The sequence below is a fragment of the Variovorax fucosicus genome, assembly GCF_030316825.1.
GTDB lineage: Bacteria > Pseudomonadota > Gammaproteobacteria > Burkholderiales > Burkholderiaceae_C > Variovorax > Variovorax fucosicus.
In genome coordinates, this window is the sequence record NZ_JASZYU010000001.1 from 600,277 (window position 1) to 616,252 (window position 15,976).

Genomic DNA, 15,976 nt, shown 5'->3' on the forward strand with positions numbered 1-15,976 from the left:
TTGTATCCGGCTGAAACTGCCGCGGGGCAGAGTTTAGCGACCCGGCGCGAGGCCTCCCGGGTTGCGCCATCGTGGTTGTCACTACGGGGGCGGCTTGCGCTTTTGGAGTAGCCTCTTTGGTCGTTAGAAAAAGGAGATTTTCATGGCCGCCCCCCTGTCACCGGCAGAAGAAGCGCTGCGCGAAGCCGCACGCGAATACCACCGCAGCCCCGTTCGCGGCAAGATTTCCATCACGCCGACCAAACCGCTGATGAACCAGCGCGACCTGTCGCTGGCCTACTCGCCCGGCGTCGCCTACCCCTGCCTCGACATCGAGCGCGACCCTTCGCTCGCGGCCGAGTACACCTCGCGCGGCAACCTGGTCGGCGTGGTCACCAATGGCACGGCGGTGCTGGGCCTTGGCAACATCGGCCCGCTCGCCAGCAAGCCGGTGATGGAGGGCAAGGGCTGCCTGTTCAAGAAGTTCGCCGGCATCGATGTGTTCGACATCGAACTGGCCGAGAACGACCCCGACAAGCTGGTCGACATCATCGCGGCGCTCGAGCCCACGCTGGGCGGCATCAACCTCGAGGACATCAAGGCGCCCGAGTGCTTCTACATCGAGAAGAAGCTGCGCGAGCGCATGAACATCCCGGTGTTCCACGACGACCAGCACGGCACGGCCATCATCTCGGCCGCGGCGCTCCTCAACGGCCTCGAGCTGGTCGGCAAGAAGATCGAAGACGTCAAGATCGCCGTGTCGGGCGCCGGTGCCGCGGCGCTGGCCTGCCTCGACGTGATGGTGGGCCTGGGCGCCCAGCCGAAGAACATCTACGCGGTCGATTCCAAGGGCCTGATCTACGAAGGCCGCGCCGGCGGCTTCGACGAATCGAAGGCGCGCTTCTCGCAAAAGGACACGGGCGCCCGCACGCTGGCCGACGTGGTGGACGGTGCCGACGTGTTCCTCGGCTGCTCGGCGCCCGGCGTGCTGACGGCCGACATGGTCAAGACCATGGGCTCGCAGCCGATCATCCTGGCGCTGGCCAACCCCGAGCCCGAGATCCGGCCGGAGCTGGCCAAGGCCGTGCGGCCCGACTGCATCATTGCCACCGGCCGCTCGGACTACCCGAACCAGGTCAACAACGTGCTGTGCTTCCCCTACATCTTCCGCGGCGCGCTCGATTGCGGCGCCAGCAAGATCACGGAAGAAATGAAGCTGGCCTGCGTGCGCGAGATTGCCGACCTCACCAAGGCCGACATCAGCGAAGAAGTGGCGACTGCCTACGAAGGCCAGGAGCTCGCCTTCGGCCCCGACTACATCATTCCGAAGCCGTTCGACTCGCGCCTGATCCTGCGCATCGCGCCGGCCGTGGCCCGTGCCGCGGCGGCCTCGGGCGTGGCGGCACGGCCGATCGAAGACCTCGAGGCCTATCGCCAGCACCTGACCCGTTTCGTCTACCAGACCGGCATGTTCATGCGCCCGGTGTTCAACGCGGCCAAGATTGCCACCGCCAAGCGCGTGGCCTACGCCGAGGGCGAGGACGACCGCGTGCTGCGTGCGGCCCAGCTCGCGGTCGACGAAGGCCTGGCCAAGCCGATCCTGATCGGCCGCCCGGCCGTGATCGAGGCCCGCGTGAAGAAGGCCGGCCTGCACCTGCGCCTGGGCACCGACGTCGAAGTCGTCGACCCCGAGAACGACCCGCGCTTTCGCACCTACTGGGACGCGTATCACAAGCTCATGGGCCGCCGCGGCATCACACCGGAAGCCTCGAAGGCGATGGTGCGGCGCTCCAACACCACCATCGCTTCGCTGATGGTGCACCTGGGCGATGCCGACGCGATGCTGTGCGGGCTGGTCGGCCGCTTCGACAGCCACCTGAAGATCCTGCGCGAAGTGCTGGGCGTGAAGCGCGGTGCGCCGGGCTTCGCCACGCTGAACGCGCTGACGCTCGAGAAGTACACGCTGTTCGTGGCCGACACCAACGTGCATGAAGACCCGAGCGCCGAAACGCTGGCCAGCATCGCGGTGATGGCGGCAGAGGAAGTGCGCCGCTTCGGCCTCCCGCCCAGGGTGGCGTTTCTTTCGCACTCCAACTTCGGCTCGTCGGATCGCCCGTCGGCCCGCAAGATGCGGCTCGCGCGCGACCTGTTCTCGCGCATGGCGCCCGACGTCGAATGCGATGGCGAGATGCACGGCGACGCGGCCCTGTCGGAAGAAGTGCGGCGCAAGGCGCTGCCCGACAGCACGCTCACCGGCGAAGCCAACCTGCTGATCTGCCCGAACCTCGATGCCGCGAACATCCTGTTCAACGTGCTGAAGATGACCGGCGGCAACGGCGTCACGGTCGGCCCGATCCTGCTCGGCGCCGCGGGCTCGGCCCACATCCTGACCGCTTCGGCCACGGTGCGGCGCGTGGTCAACATGACAGCGCTGGCCGTCGCCAACGCCGGCATCCACAAATAGTGCGTCTGCGGCTTCGCCGGCACCGAAGGGTTCGCACCAATCGCGTGCGGGCACCTTTTTTGCTTGAATCCCGTGCATTGCACTCACACCGGAATCAAGAATGAACAAGCGCCAGTTGCTCCAGTCCTTCCTCGCCGCATCGGCACTCAGCTTCGGACTGGTCGCGCAGGCCCAGACCACGCCAATCAAGTTCCAGCTCGACTGGCGCTTCGAAGGCCCGGCCGCGCTGTTCCTGCACCCGGCCGCCAAGGGCTATTTCAAGAACGCGGGCCTGGACGTGACCATTGACGCCGGCAACGGCTCGGGCGGCACTGTCACCCGCGTGGCGTCGGGCGCCTACGAAATGGGCTTTGCCGACCTGGCCGCGCTGATGGAATTCCACGCCAACAACCCCGACAGCCCGAACAAGCCGGTTGCGGTAATGATGGTCTACAACAACACGCCGGCCTCGGTGATGGCACTCAAGAAAAGCGGCATCGCCAAGCCCGCCGACCTCGCCGGCAAGAAGCTCGGCGCGCCGGTCTTCGACGCCGGCCGCCGCGCGTTCCCGATCTTCGCCAAGGCCAACAACATCGGCGCAGTCAACTGGACCGCCATGGACCCGACGCTGCGCGAAACCATGCTGATCCGCGGTGACATCGACGCCATCACCGGCTTCACCTTCACATCGCTGCTGAACCTGGAGGCGCGCGGCGCCAAGGCCGCCGACATCGTGGTGCTGCCCTACCCCGACTACGGCGTGAAGCTCTACGGCAACGTGATCATCGCGTCGCCCAAGCTCATCAAGGAGAACCCGGAAGCGGTGAAGAAATTCCTCTCGGCCTTCGCCAAGGGTGCCAAGGAAGTCATCGCTAACCCGCCGGTGGCGATCGAATCGGTCAAGGCGCGCGACGGCATCATCGACAGCAAGCTCGAAACCCGTCGCCTGCAACTGGCCATCGACACCGTGATCAACAGCCCCGACGCGCGCGCCGAAGGCTTCGGCACCGTGAACGCCGGCCGGCTCGCGCTGATGGCCTCGCAGGTTTCCGACGCCTTCAACACCAAGACCCGGGTGAGCCCCGACGCGGTGTGGAACGGCACGCTGCTGCCGCCCGCGGCCGAACTCGCGATCCTGCGCAAGTGATGGCGGCCACCGGCGCGGCGCCCTTCGTCGATTTCCAGGACGTCTGGCTCGCGTACAACGAAGAGCTGCTCGCGCAGAACCACTTCGCCGTCGAGGCGATCGATCTGCAGGTCCAGCGCGGCGAGTTCATCGCCATCGTCGGGCCGTCGGGCTGTGGCAAGTCGACCTTCATGAAGCTCACGACCGGGCTCAAGATGCCTTCGATGGGCAAGATCCGCATCGACGGGCAGCCCGTGACCGGCCCGCTCAAGATCTCGGGCATGGCCTTCCAGGCGCCCTCGCTGTTGCCCTGGCGCACCACCGTCGACAACGTGCTGCTGCCGCTCGAGATCGTCGAGCCCTACCGCTCCAGCTTCAAGGCCAGGAGGAAGGAATACGTCGAGCGTGCGCGCAAGTTGCTGCAGAAGGTCGGCCTGGCCGGCTACGAAGACAAGTTCCCGTGGCAACTCTCGGGCGGCATGCAGCAGCGCGCCAGCATCTGCCGTGCGCTGATCCACGAACCCAAGATGCTGCTGCTCGACGAGCCCTTCGGCGCGCTCGATGCGTTCACGCGCGAGGAGCTCTGGTGCATCCTGCGCGACCTCTGGACCGAACAGAAATTCAATGTGATCCTGGTCACCCACGACCTGCGCGAATCGGTGTTCCTGGCCGACACGGTGTACGTGATGAGCAAGAGCCCGGGCCGCTTCGTGGTCAAGCGCGAGATCGCGCTGCCGCGCCCGCGCGAACTCGAACTCACCTACACCAAGGAGTTCACCGACATCGTGCTGGAACTGCGCGGCCACATCGGCGCGATCCGAAACACCGGCATCAGCGCCGCGGCAACCGCAGCGGCGGTGGCGTCATGAGCGCCGCGCCGGGCCGCCCCAAGCAAGCTCGCTCCCGCTCGGCGGGAAGGCGCGCAGCGCCAAGGGTGTACAAATGACGAAGAACTCGAGGCAGATCGAAACCTGGTCGCCGTGGATCCTGCTGGTCGCGGTGCTGCTGCTGTGGGAGATCGTCTGCCGCGGCTTCGGCGTTTCGGACTTCATCTTCCCCAGCCCTTCACGCATCTGGACGCAGTTCTGGGAGTTCAAGGAAATCATCGCGGGCCATGCGTGGCGCACCTTCTGGGTCACGATGGCCGGCTTTGGCCTGGCGATCGTCGTGGGGGTGCTGCTCGGCTTCGTGATCGGTAGTTCGCGCCTCGCCTACGCGGCGATGTACCCGCTCATGACGGCCTTCAACGCGCTGCCCAAGGCGGCCTTCGTGCCGATCCTCGTGGTGTGGTTCGGCATCGGCGTGGGGCCGGCGATTCTCACGGCCTTCCTGATCAGCTTCTTCCCCATCATGGTCAACATCGCGACCGGCCTGGCCACGCTGGAGCCCGAGCTGGAAGACGTGCTGCGCGTGCTCGGTGCCAAGCGCTGGGACGTGCTGATCAAGATCGGCTTGCCGCGCTCGATGCCGTATTTCTACGCCTCGCTCAAGGTCGCGATCACGCTGGCCTTCGTCGGAACCACGGTGAGCGAGATGACTGCCGCCAACGAGGGCATCGGCTACCTGCTGATCTCCGCCGGCTCGGCCATGCAGATGGGCCTGGCCTTTGCCGGGCTGATGGTGGTGGGTGCGATGGCGATGGCGATGTACGAACTCTTCAGCGTGATCGAGAAGCACACCACTGGCTGGGCCCACCGCGGATCCCAGGCATGAGGCTCGCCCCCAGTCTTCGCGCACTTCATGTCGCTTCGCCAACCCCCTCGCCGGGGGCAACACCTGCGGCCCGGCAAAGCCGGTTCCGCGGTGTTTCCCGAAGGGGCCGCGGAGCATGACGCCGGTGCAAGCGATCAAGGCCCTCCGTCGTGCGAACGAGGTGGCCCGCCGCGCCATGGCGATGGGCCGGCACCCGTTCGGCGCGGTGCTCATCGCGCCCGATGGCGATACGGTGCTGGCCGAGCAGGGCAACATCGACACGGTGAACCACGCCGAGGCCACGCTGGCGCGGCACGCGGCCGGCAACTGGCCGGCCGACTATTTGTGGCAGTGCACGCTGGTCACGACCTTCGAGCCCTGCGCGATGTGCGCCGGCACCAGCTACTGGGCGAACATCGGGCGCGTGGTCTATGGCGCCGAAGAGTCGGCGCTGCTCGCGCTGACCGGCGACCACCCGGAGAACCCGACGCTGAGCCTGCCCTGCCGCGAAGTCTTCGCACGCGGACAGAAGGCGGTCGAAGTGATCGGACCCGTGCCGGCGCTGGCCGAAGAGATGATCGCGACTCACCGCGGGTTCTGGGAACAACGCGGCGGCTGAGCGCCCGGCACATCTAGGGAGTCGTTACCCGGTCGCGCCCTGCATCCTTCGAACGCTGCAGCATGGCTTCGACGCGCTGCATGAAGACCTCCGCCGTTTCTTCCGGCAGCACCTGTATTGCACCAATGCTCACGGTCAGCTGGGCCGCCGGGTCGTTCGACTTTGCGTGCGCCATGCCGACATCACGCAGCCGCTCGCGCAAGTGCTCGGCATGCAGCCGGGCCTGCTCGAGATTGCAGTCGTAAAGCAGCAGGCCGAAGCGCTTGCCGCCTTCGCGGCTCGCCAGATCGAGGGGGCGGCGCGCAAAGGTAGCGACGACCTGGGTGATGTCGATCAGGGCCCGGTCGCCCGCCTCCCGACCGTAGCGTTCGTTGTAGGCGCGGAAACGGTCGACATCGGCCAGCACGAAGCACAGGTTCACGCCATCCCTCACCGCCTGCAGGCGTGCGATCTGGGTCAGCTTGTGCGTGCCACGGCGGGTGTAGAGGCCGGTCAGCGGATCGACGAAAGCCTGCCGCGAGAGCAGGCCATGCAGCAGGAACTGCTCGCGGTACAGGCGTTCGACCAAGTAGCCGCCGACAGCAGACAAGCCGAACGCGCCCCAAAGAGCCGTCAACGCGAGATAGCCATCGGTGCGCAGGGCCGGCGGAGACAGGCCGAACACCAGCACGGTGCCGCCGACGGCCATCGCAAGCCCCAGTACGAGGGCGTGGCGGAACACCAGCCCGAGCGGAAAAAATACCACCACCATCAACCCGAGCGCTGCCAGTAGAACTTGCGGCCTCGCGTCCGTGCCGGCGCGAACCGCCAGCAGGCCGAGGGTGGCGGCCGCCAACACCAGAACGGTTGCCGACACGACATCGGTGCGGGCGGCCCGGCCACGCGCCATCAACAGCAACAGGCCCGCACAGAGCACCAGCACCATGGCCCACTGAACCAACGAAGCAATGCCGTCCGCCGACAGCGATCCGGTCGAGAGCGCGATCAGCCCCGCCTGGCCGAAAACGATCCAACCGAACAGGGCCACCGTTACGCAGGTCGAAGCGGGTCGCCGCTGGACATCCCGCAGGTGCTCCATGTACTCCTGCTCCAGATCGGGCTGGAACCGGAGCGATCCGACACCGGTCGCCAGGTGCCGGGCATAAGGGCCGGCGGCAGCGTCGTCCTGCAGCACGCGCTGGTCGAACCGCAGGCGCGGATCGGCGCTCGGCTGGCGAACCTCCCGCTCCTCGACCCAGTGCGAGCGTGGCCCGTAGAGCTCGTTGGCGGTCTTGGCGATGATGGCCAGGTCGTGCCGCACCTCGGGCGAGGCGGTTGTCCAGTCGTGGTGGGCATGGATCTCATGATCGGCATGCTGCACATGTTCGTTCCAGCACAGGCGGATTTGGCGCATCTTTTTTCTTGAACCTTCAGCGGAGCGTGGCGTAATGCCGCGCCTTGTCGTCGTACATCGACCGGTCCGCGTGCAGCAGGGCCTCGTCCAGCGATCCGCCCGCGCCGCAGGTTGCCAGCCCGATCGAGAGGCTGAGGTTGTGCCCGCTCGGGCCGGCATAGAACTGGTTGTTGAGTTCGAGCAGCGAGAGGATCCGGTCGCGCATCGCTTCGGCGCCGCGCTCGTCCGTGGTCGGCAGCAGGACCGCGAACTCGTCGCCTCCCACGCGCGCGGGCCACCCGGGCGCGTCGACCGCCTTGGACAGCACTTCGCCCGCTCGCCGCAGCAAGGCGTCGCCGGCGGCATGGCCATCGTCGTCATTGACACGCTTGAGACCGTTCACGTCGATCGAGAGGACGGAAACCGGCCATGGCCCCTTGCGCGCAAGACGGTTGAGCTCCTCGGTATAGAAGGTGCGGTTGCACAGCTGGGTGAGCACGTCGTGCTTGCCGAGATACTCCAGGTAGGCCTCGGCCTTCTTGCGCGCCGTGATGTCGACCAGCGAGACCAGCACCAGATCCCAGGTGGCCAGGTGCTCTTCGAGCACCGTGAACTGCATGTGGATGTTGACCAGCTCACCGCCCAGCGTGTAGTTGACCACCTCCCGCTGCTGGAAGGTCTTCCCGTTCCACAGATCCTGCAGCTGCTCGGCAAACGAGTCGTGCATCTCGTCGCGAAACACCTTCTGGATGTTGCGCAGCAGTTCGGGCTTGCTGGCCGCGCCGAACATCTTGAGCGTTTCCTGGTTGACATCGATCACGCGGATTTCCTGCATGCACCGCGTGACGAACTCCGAATGCACCTTGATGAAGGTCGCGAAATCGGTGATGCCGCGACGCCGAACCTCGTCCAGCAGGCGTTTGACAGCGCTGAAGTCTTCGACCCACAGCGAGACGGGCGAGTTGTCGAACAGGCCGCGTGCATAGCGCTCGCTCTCCGCCCGCTCGCGGTCCGCGGCCTTCCGTTCGCTGACGTCTTGCAGCGACACCAGCACGCGATCCCACGTCGATTCGTGCCCTGGCAGGACGCGCACCCGCACCTGCACGTCGAGCCGTCGCCCGTCGAGGGTGTAATTGACCGTCTCGTTGGAAAAGCTGAGCTGCCCCTGCCACAACTGCGACAGCTCGTACTTGACCGACACCCCCATGTCGTCGCGAAAGACGGTGCCCAGCCCGGCCAGCAGGACGGCCTGGCTTTCGGCGGCGAAAAGCGCGAGCGTGTGCTGGTTGACCTGCAGAACCTTGAGGCGGGCCATGCACTGGCGAACCCGCTCCATGTCGCCATCGAGATACGCTGCCAGGTCAGTGACCCCCTCTTCGCGCCACTGGTCGAACAGCTGCTTCAGCTCGCTGTAGTCCTCCAGCCAGAGCGATACCGGCGCCAGGTCGAACATGGACTCGAGGTCTGTGGAGGGCGGAGCGGCTGTGACGTTCATCAAGAATCGGGAGGGAAGGGGTTCAAGAGCGACGTTCGGTGAACCCATTGTCTACCGTTTGGTAGGTTTGGCAGGGCCAAACGGACGCGACCGCCACAACCCGGGCGTCAACGCGCGCTCGCCTTGCGCCTGAACTCGCTCGGGCTGCCGCCGGTGTGATCCCGGAAGACGCGGCTGAAATGCGAAAGATTTCCAAAACCAGCCGCGAGCGCGATGTCGGTGATCGGGCGGGCCGCATTGGCGGGGTCGACCAGGTCGCGGATGGCGCATGCCAGGCGCTGGTGGAGGATGTAGCTGGCGAGCGACTCGTCGTCACCGGCGAACGCATTGTGCAAGTGGCGTTTGCTGCATCGCAATGCATGTGCAATGCCGTCGATCGACAGCGCGCTGTCGCGCAGATGCTGGGCCACGTGCTGGCAGATCCGGTCCTTCAGCGCCTCGCGCTGGGTACGCGGGGTCTCCTGTCCGGCCATTTCCATGAGCGACAGCCGCACCAGCTGGATGATGAGGTCGCCGGCGCCGCGCGCAGCGGCCTCGCTCATGTAGGGCAACTCCAGGTACGTGTTGCGCATCGTCTCGAGCGCCACGCGCGAGATGCCGCTGCTGCCGCCCACGCGGCGCGCCACCAGGTCGCCGAGGGGAAGCCCCGGCGAGGCCAGTTGCTCCTTGGGCAGCATCACGATCAGGTGGTCGCTGCGCTCCGGGTTGGCCACCGTGTAGTCGGCCGTCGTGTCGTAGAGCGTCCAGCCTCCCGCGCGCACCGACGCTTCGCGCCCGCGCTGGGCGACCTCCGCCGAGCCCTGCCATGGCGCCACGATCTTCAGGTAGGGGATTTCGCTGCTGCGCGCCATCTGCGGCGTGCGCAGCACGCGGTGGCGATTGGCTTCCAGCCGGGTCAGGATCACTTCGCCCGCATGCGACGCGGCGAGGTGGCCGTCGAATTCGGTGTCGCCGTACAGGTCGGATTCCAGGCCCCCGAAGTGGCGCCACACCCACTCGCGCCAGATCGGCGCGCGCTCGCGCGAGGGAACTTGGTCGGTCGACAGAACCATGGACGCTGTCATAGATCGGGCACGTTGGGAGGGCTCCATTTTCCGGCTCGTTTTCCCGCCGCAAGCTTGGGGGTTAACCATTAGCGGCGTGCGCGCAGCGTCAAGCCGTTTGTGCGCAGCCGGCACAGCGGCGGACGCATCCCATGACTAGCATGACGGCATCGGGCACAGCCACACGCCCGCAAGGAGACCCTCATGCTTCAAGCCAACCGCCGCCGCTGGATCCAGCAAGCCGGCACCGTCGTGGGCGCAGCGGCCGTCGCGCCGCGCCTGTTCGCACAAAGCGCACCCGTGAAGATCGGCTACGCCATCGCCCGCACCGGCCCATGGGCGGCCGGGGCCCAGGTGAGCCAGGAGCCCAACTATCTCCTGTGGGCCGAGCAGGTCAACGCCGGGGGTGGGCTGTCGGTGAAGGGCGTCAAGCGCCCGATCGAGCTGATCGGCTACGACGACCGCAGCGAAACCGAGACCTGCGTTCGCACATTCGAGAAGCTGATGGGCAGCGACAAGGTCGACCTCGTGCTGCCGCCCTGGGGCTCGGGCGCCAACTTCGCGGTGGCGCCGCTTGCCAACCGCTTCGGCTACCCGCTGCTCGCGCCGACGGCGCTCTCGCGCAAGCTGATCGACATGCAGCTGCCCTACTTCTTCTCGCTGCTGCAGCAACCCGACAAGATGATGGGCGCGCTGGTCGACATGCTGGTGGCCAACAACGTCAAGACGATCGCCATCGTCTACATGGACGACCTGTTCGGCCTCGAGAACTTCGCCGCGCTCAACACCGCGCTCAAGAAGACCAGCATCCAGGTGCTCGAGCGCAAGAGCTATCCGCTCGGCGTGAAAGACCTGGCGCCGGTGCTGCGCGCCATGAAGGACCAGAACCCGGATGCCTTCATCGGCATCACCTACCCGCCGGACACCATCCTCGCCAGCCGGCAGGCGCGCGAGGTGGGCTTCAACCCGAAATTCTTCTACGCTTCGGTCGGCACTGCGTTCCAGCTGTACAGGAACGTGATGGCCGCCAACGCCGAAGGCGTGATCGGCATGGGCTCCTGGAACGTCAAGACCAGCGCCGAAGCCCGGGCCTACTTCGAGGCGCACACCAAGAAGTTCGGCAAGGAACCCGATCGCTGGGCCAGCGGCCATGCCTGGGCCGGCCTGGAGATCCTCCAGCAGGCCGTGGCCCGGGTCGGCCTCGACCGCAAGGCGCTGCGCGAGCAGATCGCGAAGAACGAGTTCAAGACCATCCTCGGGCCGATCCGTTTCGAGGGCAGCGAAAACGCCTCCATCCCCGGTACGGTGGCCCAGTGGCAGGCCGGCGAATTCGAGGTGGTCTGGCCGCGCGGCCGCGCCACCGCCGCGCTGATACCGAAACCGGCCTGGAAGTAGCGGCATGTCGCCAAGCGGATGGGCCGAGCTTTTGGCCGGCGGCCTGATCACGGGCAGCATCTATGCGCTGGTGGCGATCGGGCTGAACCTCCAGTACGGCCTGATGCGCATCATGAACATCTCGCACGGCGAGTTCCTGATGCTCGGCGCCTTCCTGACCTGGTGGGCGCACACGGCCTGGGGCATCTCGCCGCTGCTGTTCCTGCCGGCCGCCTTCGTGCTGCTGATGCTGGTCGGCATGGCGGTGCACTGGCTCTGCTTCCGGCAGGTCGCGGCCCGCGCACCCAATGTCGAGGTGTTCGAGGCGCGCAGCCTCATGGTCGGCTTCGGCCTCATGTTCTTCGTGCAGAACACCGCGCTGCTGGCCTGGGGCGGCGACCTGCGCGGCTACGACTACCTGGCCGAGCCGGTGCAGTTCGCGGACATGCGCTTCACGGTCAACAAGCTGGTGCTGTTCGGTATCACGCTGGCGCTGAGCCTGGCGCTGATCGCGCTGCTCAGGCTCACGCTGCTGGGCAAGGCGGTGCGTGCGCTGATGCAATCGCCGGTCGGCGCGCAACTGGTTGGCATCAACACCCGGCGACTGCATCCCCTGATGTTCGGCATCGGCCTCGGGCTGTCGGGCGTGGCGGGTGCGCTGCTGTCGATGACCTACGAGATCTCGCCCTCGATGGGCGAGCCCTATACCGTGACGGCGCTGATCGTCATCACGCTCGGCGGCTTCGGCAGCCTCGCGGGCAGCCTGGTCGGCGGCCTGCTGCTGGGCGTGGTCGAGGCGCTGGGCACGCACTTCACGAGCCCCTCGCTCAAGATGCTGCTGTCCTATTCGGTCTTCATCGGCGTGCTGATCTGGCGCCCCAACGGATTGTTCTCGCGATGAGCGCCTCCTTCATGCGCCGCCCCTGGCTCTGGCTGGGCCTCGGCCTGCTGCTCGCGGCCGCCGTGCCCTGGGTGGCGTCGGAATTCGCGAGCTCGGTCGCGCTGAGCTGCCTCATGTACGTGGCGCTCGCCACCAGCTGGTCGCTGTTCTGCGGTGCCACGCGCTACCTGTCGCTCGCGACCTCCGCCTTTTTCGGCCTGGGTGCCTACACCTGCGCCACGCTGCTCGGCGTGTTGCCCTGGCCGCTCGTCATCCTGTGCGGCGCCGCGCTGGCCAGCGTTGTCGCGGTGGTCATGGGCGCCGCAGTGCTGCATCTGCGTGGCACCTATTTCGCGGTACTCACCTTCGGCATGACGGAACTGATCCGCCACGCGGTGACCTTCGTCGAGAAGCAGGTGTCGGGCACGGTGGGCCGCGTGCTCACGGTCGTGCCGTCGAACGAAACGGTGTACCTCACGGTGCTGGCGATCGCCGGCGTTTCGATCGCCGCCGCCATCGCCGTGCGCCGCAGCCGCTTCGGGCTGGCCCTGTCGGGCATCGGCGCGGACGAGCAGCGCGCACAAACGCTGGGCGTCGACACGCGCCGCGTCAAGATCGCCGGCTTCGCGATCACGGCCGCCTTTGCCGGTGCGGTCGGCGCGGCGATGGCAGTGCGCTGGACCTACATCGACCCGCCGGCGGTGTTCAGCCCCTTCATCGGTTTCCAGACGGTGCTGATCGCGCTGATCGGCGGCGCGGCGAGCATCGGCGGGCCGATCGCGGCGGCGATCGTGTTCAGCCTGCTGGCCGAGACGCTGCGGCTGCAGCTGCCCTATGGCTACATGATGGTGCTCGGGCTGCTGCTGATCCTGTGCGTGATGTACCTGCCGGACGGGCTGGCCTCGCTCTGGCAGCGCCGCTCGGCCGTGGCGCGGGAGCACGGCCGTGAATGAGGCCGCCACGCCGCTGCTCGAGGCGCGCGAGCTCACGGTGCGCTTCGGCGGGCTCACCGCGGTCGACGCGGTAAGCATGCGCCTGCATGCGGGCGAGCTGGTCGGCATCATCGGCCCCAACGGCGCGGGCAAGACCACGTTCTTCAACGCGATCTCGGGCGTGGTCGCGCCGACCGCTGGCCGGCTGCTGGTGGAGGGCACGACCGACCTGACCGGGCGCGGCCCGCACCACTACGCGCTGCACGGCATCGCGCGCACCTTTCAGACGCCGCGCGTCATGGCCGGGATGACGCTCGCCGACAACGTGCGCTTCGGCATGCAGTTCGCGGGGCGCCGTCGCACACCGATCGCCGGGCTCGAATCGGAAGGCGCGATCCTCGACATGCTGGGGCTTGGCGCACTGGCCGGCCAGCTCGCCGCCGACGTCACGCCGTCGCAACAGCGCCTGCTGGAGATCGGCATGGCGCTCGGCACCCGCCCGCGGCTGCTGCTGCTCGATGAGGTGGCCGCCGGCTTGACCGAGATCGAGGTCGATGCGATGGCGCGGCGCATCCGCCGCCTGCGCGACGAGCACGGCCTCACGGTGGTTTGGATCGAACATGCCGTGACCACGCTGCTCAGGTATGTGGAGCGCGTGCTGGTGCTGCACCAGGGCCGCAAGATCGCCGACGGGCCGCCGGCCGACGTCGTGCGCAATCCGGAAGTGGTCGAGGCCTATCTCGGCGACGAAATGGAGGCAACGGCATGAGCGGCAGCCAGATGCGCGTGCGCGGCCTGGCCGCCGGCTACCAAGGCTTCGAGGTGATCAAGGGCCTCGACCTCGATGTGTTGCCGGGCATCACGGTCGTGCTGGGGCCCAACGGCGCCGGCAAGACCACGCTGCTCAAGTCGCTCGCCGGGCTGCTGCCGCGTGCGGGAGAGGCGTCGCTCGACGGCGTGGCATTGCCGTCCGGACAAGCCACCACCTGCGTGCGCAGCGGGCTCGCGCTCGTCGCCGAGGGACGCCAGCTGTTCCCGCAGATGAGCGTGACCGAGAACCTCGAACTCGGCGCCTGGCTGGCGCCGGCGCGGCTGCGCGGCGAACGGCTGGCGCGGGCCTTCGACGACTTTCCGCGCCTGAAGGAGCGCGCCGGGCAACTGGCCGGCACCATGAGCGGCGGCGAGCAGCAGATGGTCGCGGTGGCCCGCGCCATGATGAGCGGACCGCGCTTTCTCATGCTCGACGAACCCTCGCTGGGCCTGGCACCGCGGATGGTCGACGAACTGCTGGCCATCGTGCGCCGCATCGCGGGCCAGGGCGTCACGGTGCTGATGGTCGAGCAGAACGTGCGCAAGGCGCTGCAGACGGCAGACCGCGGCTATGTGCTCGAACGCGGGCGCATCGTCGCGGCGGGAGATGCCCGCACGCTGCTTCACTCCGACGTGATCCGCCAGGCCTACCTCGGCGTGGCCTGAACGCGCCCCACTTCCAACCGCAGGAAATTCCGCATGACCACCACGATCTCCATGTCCATCAACGGCGAGCAGCGCACGGCCGGGGCCGGCGCCACGTTCGAGCGCCGCAACCCGCTGGACGGCAGTGTCGCCACCCGCGCGCCCGCGGCCACGCCGCAGGATGCGGTGGCCGCCGTCGACGCGGCAGCCGCCGCCTTCGTCGCCTGGTCGCAGGCCGGCCCCGGCGAGCGCCGTGCACTGCTGCTGAAGGCCGCGCAGGCGCTCGAAGCGCGCACCGACGCCTTCGTGCAGGCCATGGCGCGCGAGACCGGCGCCTCGGCCATGTGGGCCGGCTTCAACGTGCACCTTGCAGCAGGCATCCTGACCGAGGCCGCCGCGCTGACGACGCAGGTCACCGGCGAGATCATTCCGTCCGACGTGCCGGGCAGCCTGGCGATGGGGATGCGGCAGCCGGCCGGCGTGGTGCTCGGCATCGCCCCGTGGAATGCGCCCGTGATCCTCGGCGTGCGCGCCATTGCCACCCCGCTGGCCTGCGGCAACACCGTGGTGCTGAAAGGCTCGGAGCTGTGCCCGCAGACCCATGCGCTGATCGTCGATGCGCTCAACGAGGCCGGGCTGCCGCCGGGCGTGCTGAACTTCGTGACCAACGCGCCGGACGATGCCGGCGCGGTGGTCGAGGCCATGGTGGCGCATCCGGCAGTGCGCCGCGTCAACTTCACCGGGTCGACCCGGGTCGGGCGCCTCATTGCGCAGACCTGCGCGCGCCATCTCAAGCCGGTCGTGCTCGAACTGGGCGGCAAGGCGCCGCTGGTGATCCTGGACGATGCCGACATCGATGCCGCCGTGAATGCGGCCGCTTTCGGCGCCTTCGCCAACTCGGGGCAGATCTGCATGTCGACCGAGCGCATCGTGGTCGACGCCGCCGTGGCCGACGCGTTCGTCGCCAGTTTCGCCGCCAAGGCCCGCAGCCTGCCGCTCGGCGATCCGCGCGAGGGCCCGGTGGTGCTGGGCTCGGTGGTGGACATGGGCACGGTCACGCGCTGCAACGAACTGCTGGACGACGCCGTCGCCCAGGGCGCAACGGTGGTGTGCGGGGGCCGCGCCGACAGCACGCTGATGCCGGCCACGGTGCTCGACCACGTCACGCCCGCGATGCGCATCTACCGCGAGGAATCGTTCGGCCCGTTGAAGGCGATCGTGCGGGTCGATGGCGTGGAACAGGCCGTCGCCACCGCCAACGACAACGAGTTCGGGCTCTCTTCGGCCGTCTTCGGCCGCGACGTGGCGCGCGCCTGGAACGTGGCGCGCCGGATCGAATCGGGCATCTGCCACGTCAACGGCCCGACCGTGCACGACGAGGCCCAGATGCCGTTCGGCGGCGTCAAGGCGTCGGGTTACGGCCGCTTCGGCGGCAAGGCGGGCGTGGAGGCATTCACCGAGCTGCGATGGATCACGGTGCAGACGACGCCGCGCCACTACCCCTTCTGAGCCGGGGCGTGGTTGCGCAGGCAACCGAACAAGATGCCGACGCGGCCCCGACAACGA

Annotated in this window: 14 protein-coding genes; 11 read left to right on the forward strand and 3 right to left on the reverse strand. The window is 67.7% G+C overall.

Annotated features, from left to right (window positions below):
- The first annotated feature begins 142 nt into the window (after positions 1 to 142).
- From QTI05_RS02840 to QTI05_RS02860, 5 genes are all read left to right on the forward strand, one after another.
- Positions 143 to 2,443 carry an NADP-dependent malic enzyme gene (locus QTI05_RS02840; RefSeq protein ID WP_286622833.1) on the forward strand — a complete coding sequence of 767 codons (2,301 nt, stop codon included), beginning with the start codon at positions 143 to 145 and terminating at the stop codon, positions 2,441 to 2,443.
- A 100-nt stretch (positions 2,444 to 2,543) separates the two neighbouring features.
- Positions 2,544 to 3,569: an ABC transporter substrate-binding protein gene (locus tag QTI05_RS02845; protein WP_286542122.1), complete on the forward strand. Its 1,026-nt coding sequence runs from the start codon at positions 2,544 to 2,546 to the stop codon at positions 3,567 to 3,569.
- Positions 3,569 to 4,417 carry an ABC transporter ATP-binding protein gene (locus QTI05_RS02850; RefSeq protein ID WP_286542121.1) on the forward strand — a complete coding sequence of 283 codons (849 nt, stop codon included), beginning with the start codon at positions 3,569 to 3,571 and terminating at the stop codon, positions 4,415 to 4,417. Before QTI05_RS02845 ends, QTI05_RS02850 begins: the two co-directional genes overlap by 1 nt.
- 73 nt (positions 4,418 to 4,490) lie before the next feature.
- Positions 4,491 to 5,261 (forward strand): ABC transporter permease, encoded by a 771-nt coding sequence (locus QTI05_RS02855; protein WP_286622834.1) that lies wholly within the window; start codon positions 4,491 to 4,493, stop codon positions 5,259 to 5,261.
- 115 nt (positions 5,262 to 5,376) lie between these two features.
- Positions 5,377 to 5,859: a nucleoside deaminase gene (locus tag QTI05_RS02860; protein ID WP_286542119.1), complete on the forward strand. Its 483-nt coding sequence runs from the start codon at positions 5,377 to 5,379 to the stop codon at positions 5,857 to 5,859.
- A gap of 13 nt (positions 5,860 to 5,872) precedes the next feature.
- Here QTI05_RS02860 and QTI05_RS02865 read toward each other — a convergent pair whose 3' ends face one another.
- The 3 genes from QTI05_RS02865 to QTI05_RS02875 form a co-directional block, all read right to left on the reverse strand.
- Positions 5,873 to 7,252, reverse strand: a complete 1,380-nt coding sequence (locus QTI05_RS02865) for a GGDEF domain-containing protein (RefSeq protein ID WP_286622835.1) — start codon at positions 7,250 to 7,252, stop codon at positions 5,873 to 5,875.
- A gap of 16 nt (positions 7,253 to 7,268) precedes the next feature.
- Entirely contained in the window at positions 7,269 to 8,726 is a 1,458-nt protein-coding gene (locus tag QTI05_RS02870) for a sensor domain-containing diguanylate cyclase (protein ID WP_286622836.1), read from the reverse strand.
- Positions 8,727 to 8,833: 107 nt separating this feature from the next.
- Positions 8,834 to 9,790 (reverse strand): helix-turn-helix domain-containing protein, encoded by a 957-nt coding sequence (locus QTI05_RS02875; protein ID WP_286622837.1) that lies wholly within the window; start codon positions 9,788 to 9,790, stop codon positions 8,834 to 8,836.
- Between the two features lie 183 nt (positions 9,791 to 9,973).
- On the opposite strand from QTI05_RS02875, the gene QTI05_RS02880 reads away from it, so the two are divergent.
- Genes QTI05_RS02880 through QTI05_RS02905 form a run of 6 tightly spaced genes read left to right on the forward strand, consistent with a single transcriptional unit; the run spans position 9,974 to position 15,919 of the window.
- Complete coding sequence (locus tag QTI05_RS02880) at positions 9,974 to 11,164, forward strand: amino acid ABC transporter substrate-binding protein (protein ID WP_286622838.1); 1,191 nt, start codon at positions 9,974 to 9,976, stop codon at positions 11,162 to 11,164.
- Between the two features lie 4 nt (positions 11,165 to 11,168).
- Positions 11,169 to 12,044: a branched-chain amino acid ABC transporter permease gene (locus QTI05_RS02885; protein ID WP_286622839.1), complete on the forward strand. Its 876-nt coding sequence runs from the start codon at positions 11,169 to 11,171 to the stop codon at positions 12,042 to 12,044.
- Positions 12,041 to 12,976: a branched-chain amino acid ABC transporter permease gene (locus QTI05_RS02890; protein WP_286622840.1), complete on the forward strand. Its 936-nt coding sequence runs from the start codon at positions 12,041 to 12,043 to the stop codon at positions 12,974 to 12,976. Before QTI05_RS02885 ends, QTI05_RS02890 begins: the two co-directional genes overlap by 4 nt.
- Positions 12,969 to 13,724: an ABC transporter ATP-binding protein gene (locus tag QTI05_RS02895; protein WP_286622841.1), complete on the forward strand. Its 756-nt coding sequence runs from the start codon at positions 12,969 to 12,971 to the stop codon at positions 13,722 to 13,724. The genes QTI05_RS02890 and QTI05_RS02895 overlap by 8 nt, the downstream gene beginning before the upstream one ends.
- A complete protein-coding gene (locus QTI05_RS02900) occupies positions 13,721 to 14,431 on the forward strand; it encodes an ABC transporter ATP-binding protein (RefSeq protein ID WP_286622842.1) in 711 nt (236 codons plus the stop codon). The genes QTI05_RS02895 and QTI05_RS02900 overlap by 4 nt, the downstream gene beginning before the upstream one ends.
- 33 nt (positions 14,432 to 14,464) lie before the next feature.
- Positions 14,465 to 15,919, forward strand: a complete 1,455-nt coding sequence (locus QTI05_RS02905) for an aldehyde dehydrogenase (protein ID WP_286622843.1) — start codon at positions 14,465 to 14,467, stop codon at positions 15,917 to 15,919.
- Positions 15,920 to 15,976 lie beyond the last annotated feature (57 nt).

What these genes read in the sequence shown, in the direction of transcription:
- QTI05_RS02840 (WP_286622833.1), top strand. Translation starts at nt 143, where the DNA reads ATGGCCGCCCCCCTGTCACCGGCAGAAGAAGCGCTGCGCGAAGCCGCA.
- QTI05_RS02845 (WP_286542122.1), top strand. Translation starts at nt 2,544, where the DNA reads ATGAACAAGCGCCAGTTGCTCCAGTCCTTCCTCGCCGCATCGGCACTC.
- QTI05_RS02850 (WP_286542121.1), top strand. Translation starts at nt 3,569, where the DNA reads ATGGCGGCCACCGGCGCGGCGCCCTTCGTCGATTTCCAGGACGTCTGG.
- QTI05_RS02855 (WP_286622834.1), top strand. Translation starts at nt 4,491, where the DNA reads ATGACGAAGAACTCGAGGCAGATCGAAACCTGGTCGCCGTGGATCCTG.
- QTI05_RS02860 (WP_286542119.1), top strand. Translation starts at nt 5,377, where the DNA reads ATGACGCCGGTGCAAGCGATCAAGGCCCTCCGTCGTGCGAACGAGGTG.
- QTI05_RS02865 (WP_286622835.1), bottom strand. Translation starts at nt 7,252, where the DNA reads ATGCGCCAAATCCGCCTGTGCTGGAACGAACATGTGCAGCATGCCGAT.
- QTI05_RS02870 (WP_286622836.1), bottom strand. Translation starts at nt 8,726, where the DNA reads ATGAACGTCACAGCCGCTCCGCCCTCCACAGACCTCGAGTCCATGTTC.
- QTI05_RS02875 (WP_286622837.1), bottom strand. Translation starts at nt 9,790, where the DNA reads ATGACAGCGTCCATGGTTCTGTCGACCGACCAAGTTCCCTCGCGCGAG.
- QTI05_RS02880 (WP_286622838.1), top strand. Translation starts at nt 9,974, where the DNA reads ATGCTTCAAGCCAACCGCCGCCGCTGGATCCAGCAAGCCGGCACCGTC.
- QTI05_RS02885 (WP_286622839.1), top strand. Translation starts at nt 11,169, where the DNA reads ATGTCGCCAAGCGGATGGGCCGAGCTTTTGGCCGGCGGCCTGATCACG.
- QTI05_RS02890 (WP_286622840.1), top strand. Translation starts at nt 12,041, where the DNA reads ATGAGCGCCTCCTTCATGCGCCGCCCCTGGCTCTGGCTGGGCCTCGGC.
- QTI05_RS02900 (WP_286622842.1), top strand. Translation starts at nt 13,721, where the DNA reads ATGAGCGGCAGCCAGATGCGCGTGCGCGGCCTGGCCGCCGGCTACCAA.
- QTI05_RS02905 (WP_286622843.1), top strand. Translation starts at nt 14,465, where the DNA reads ATGACCACCACGATCTCCATGTCCATCAACGGCGAGCAGCGCACGGCC.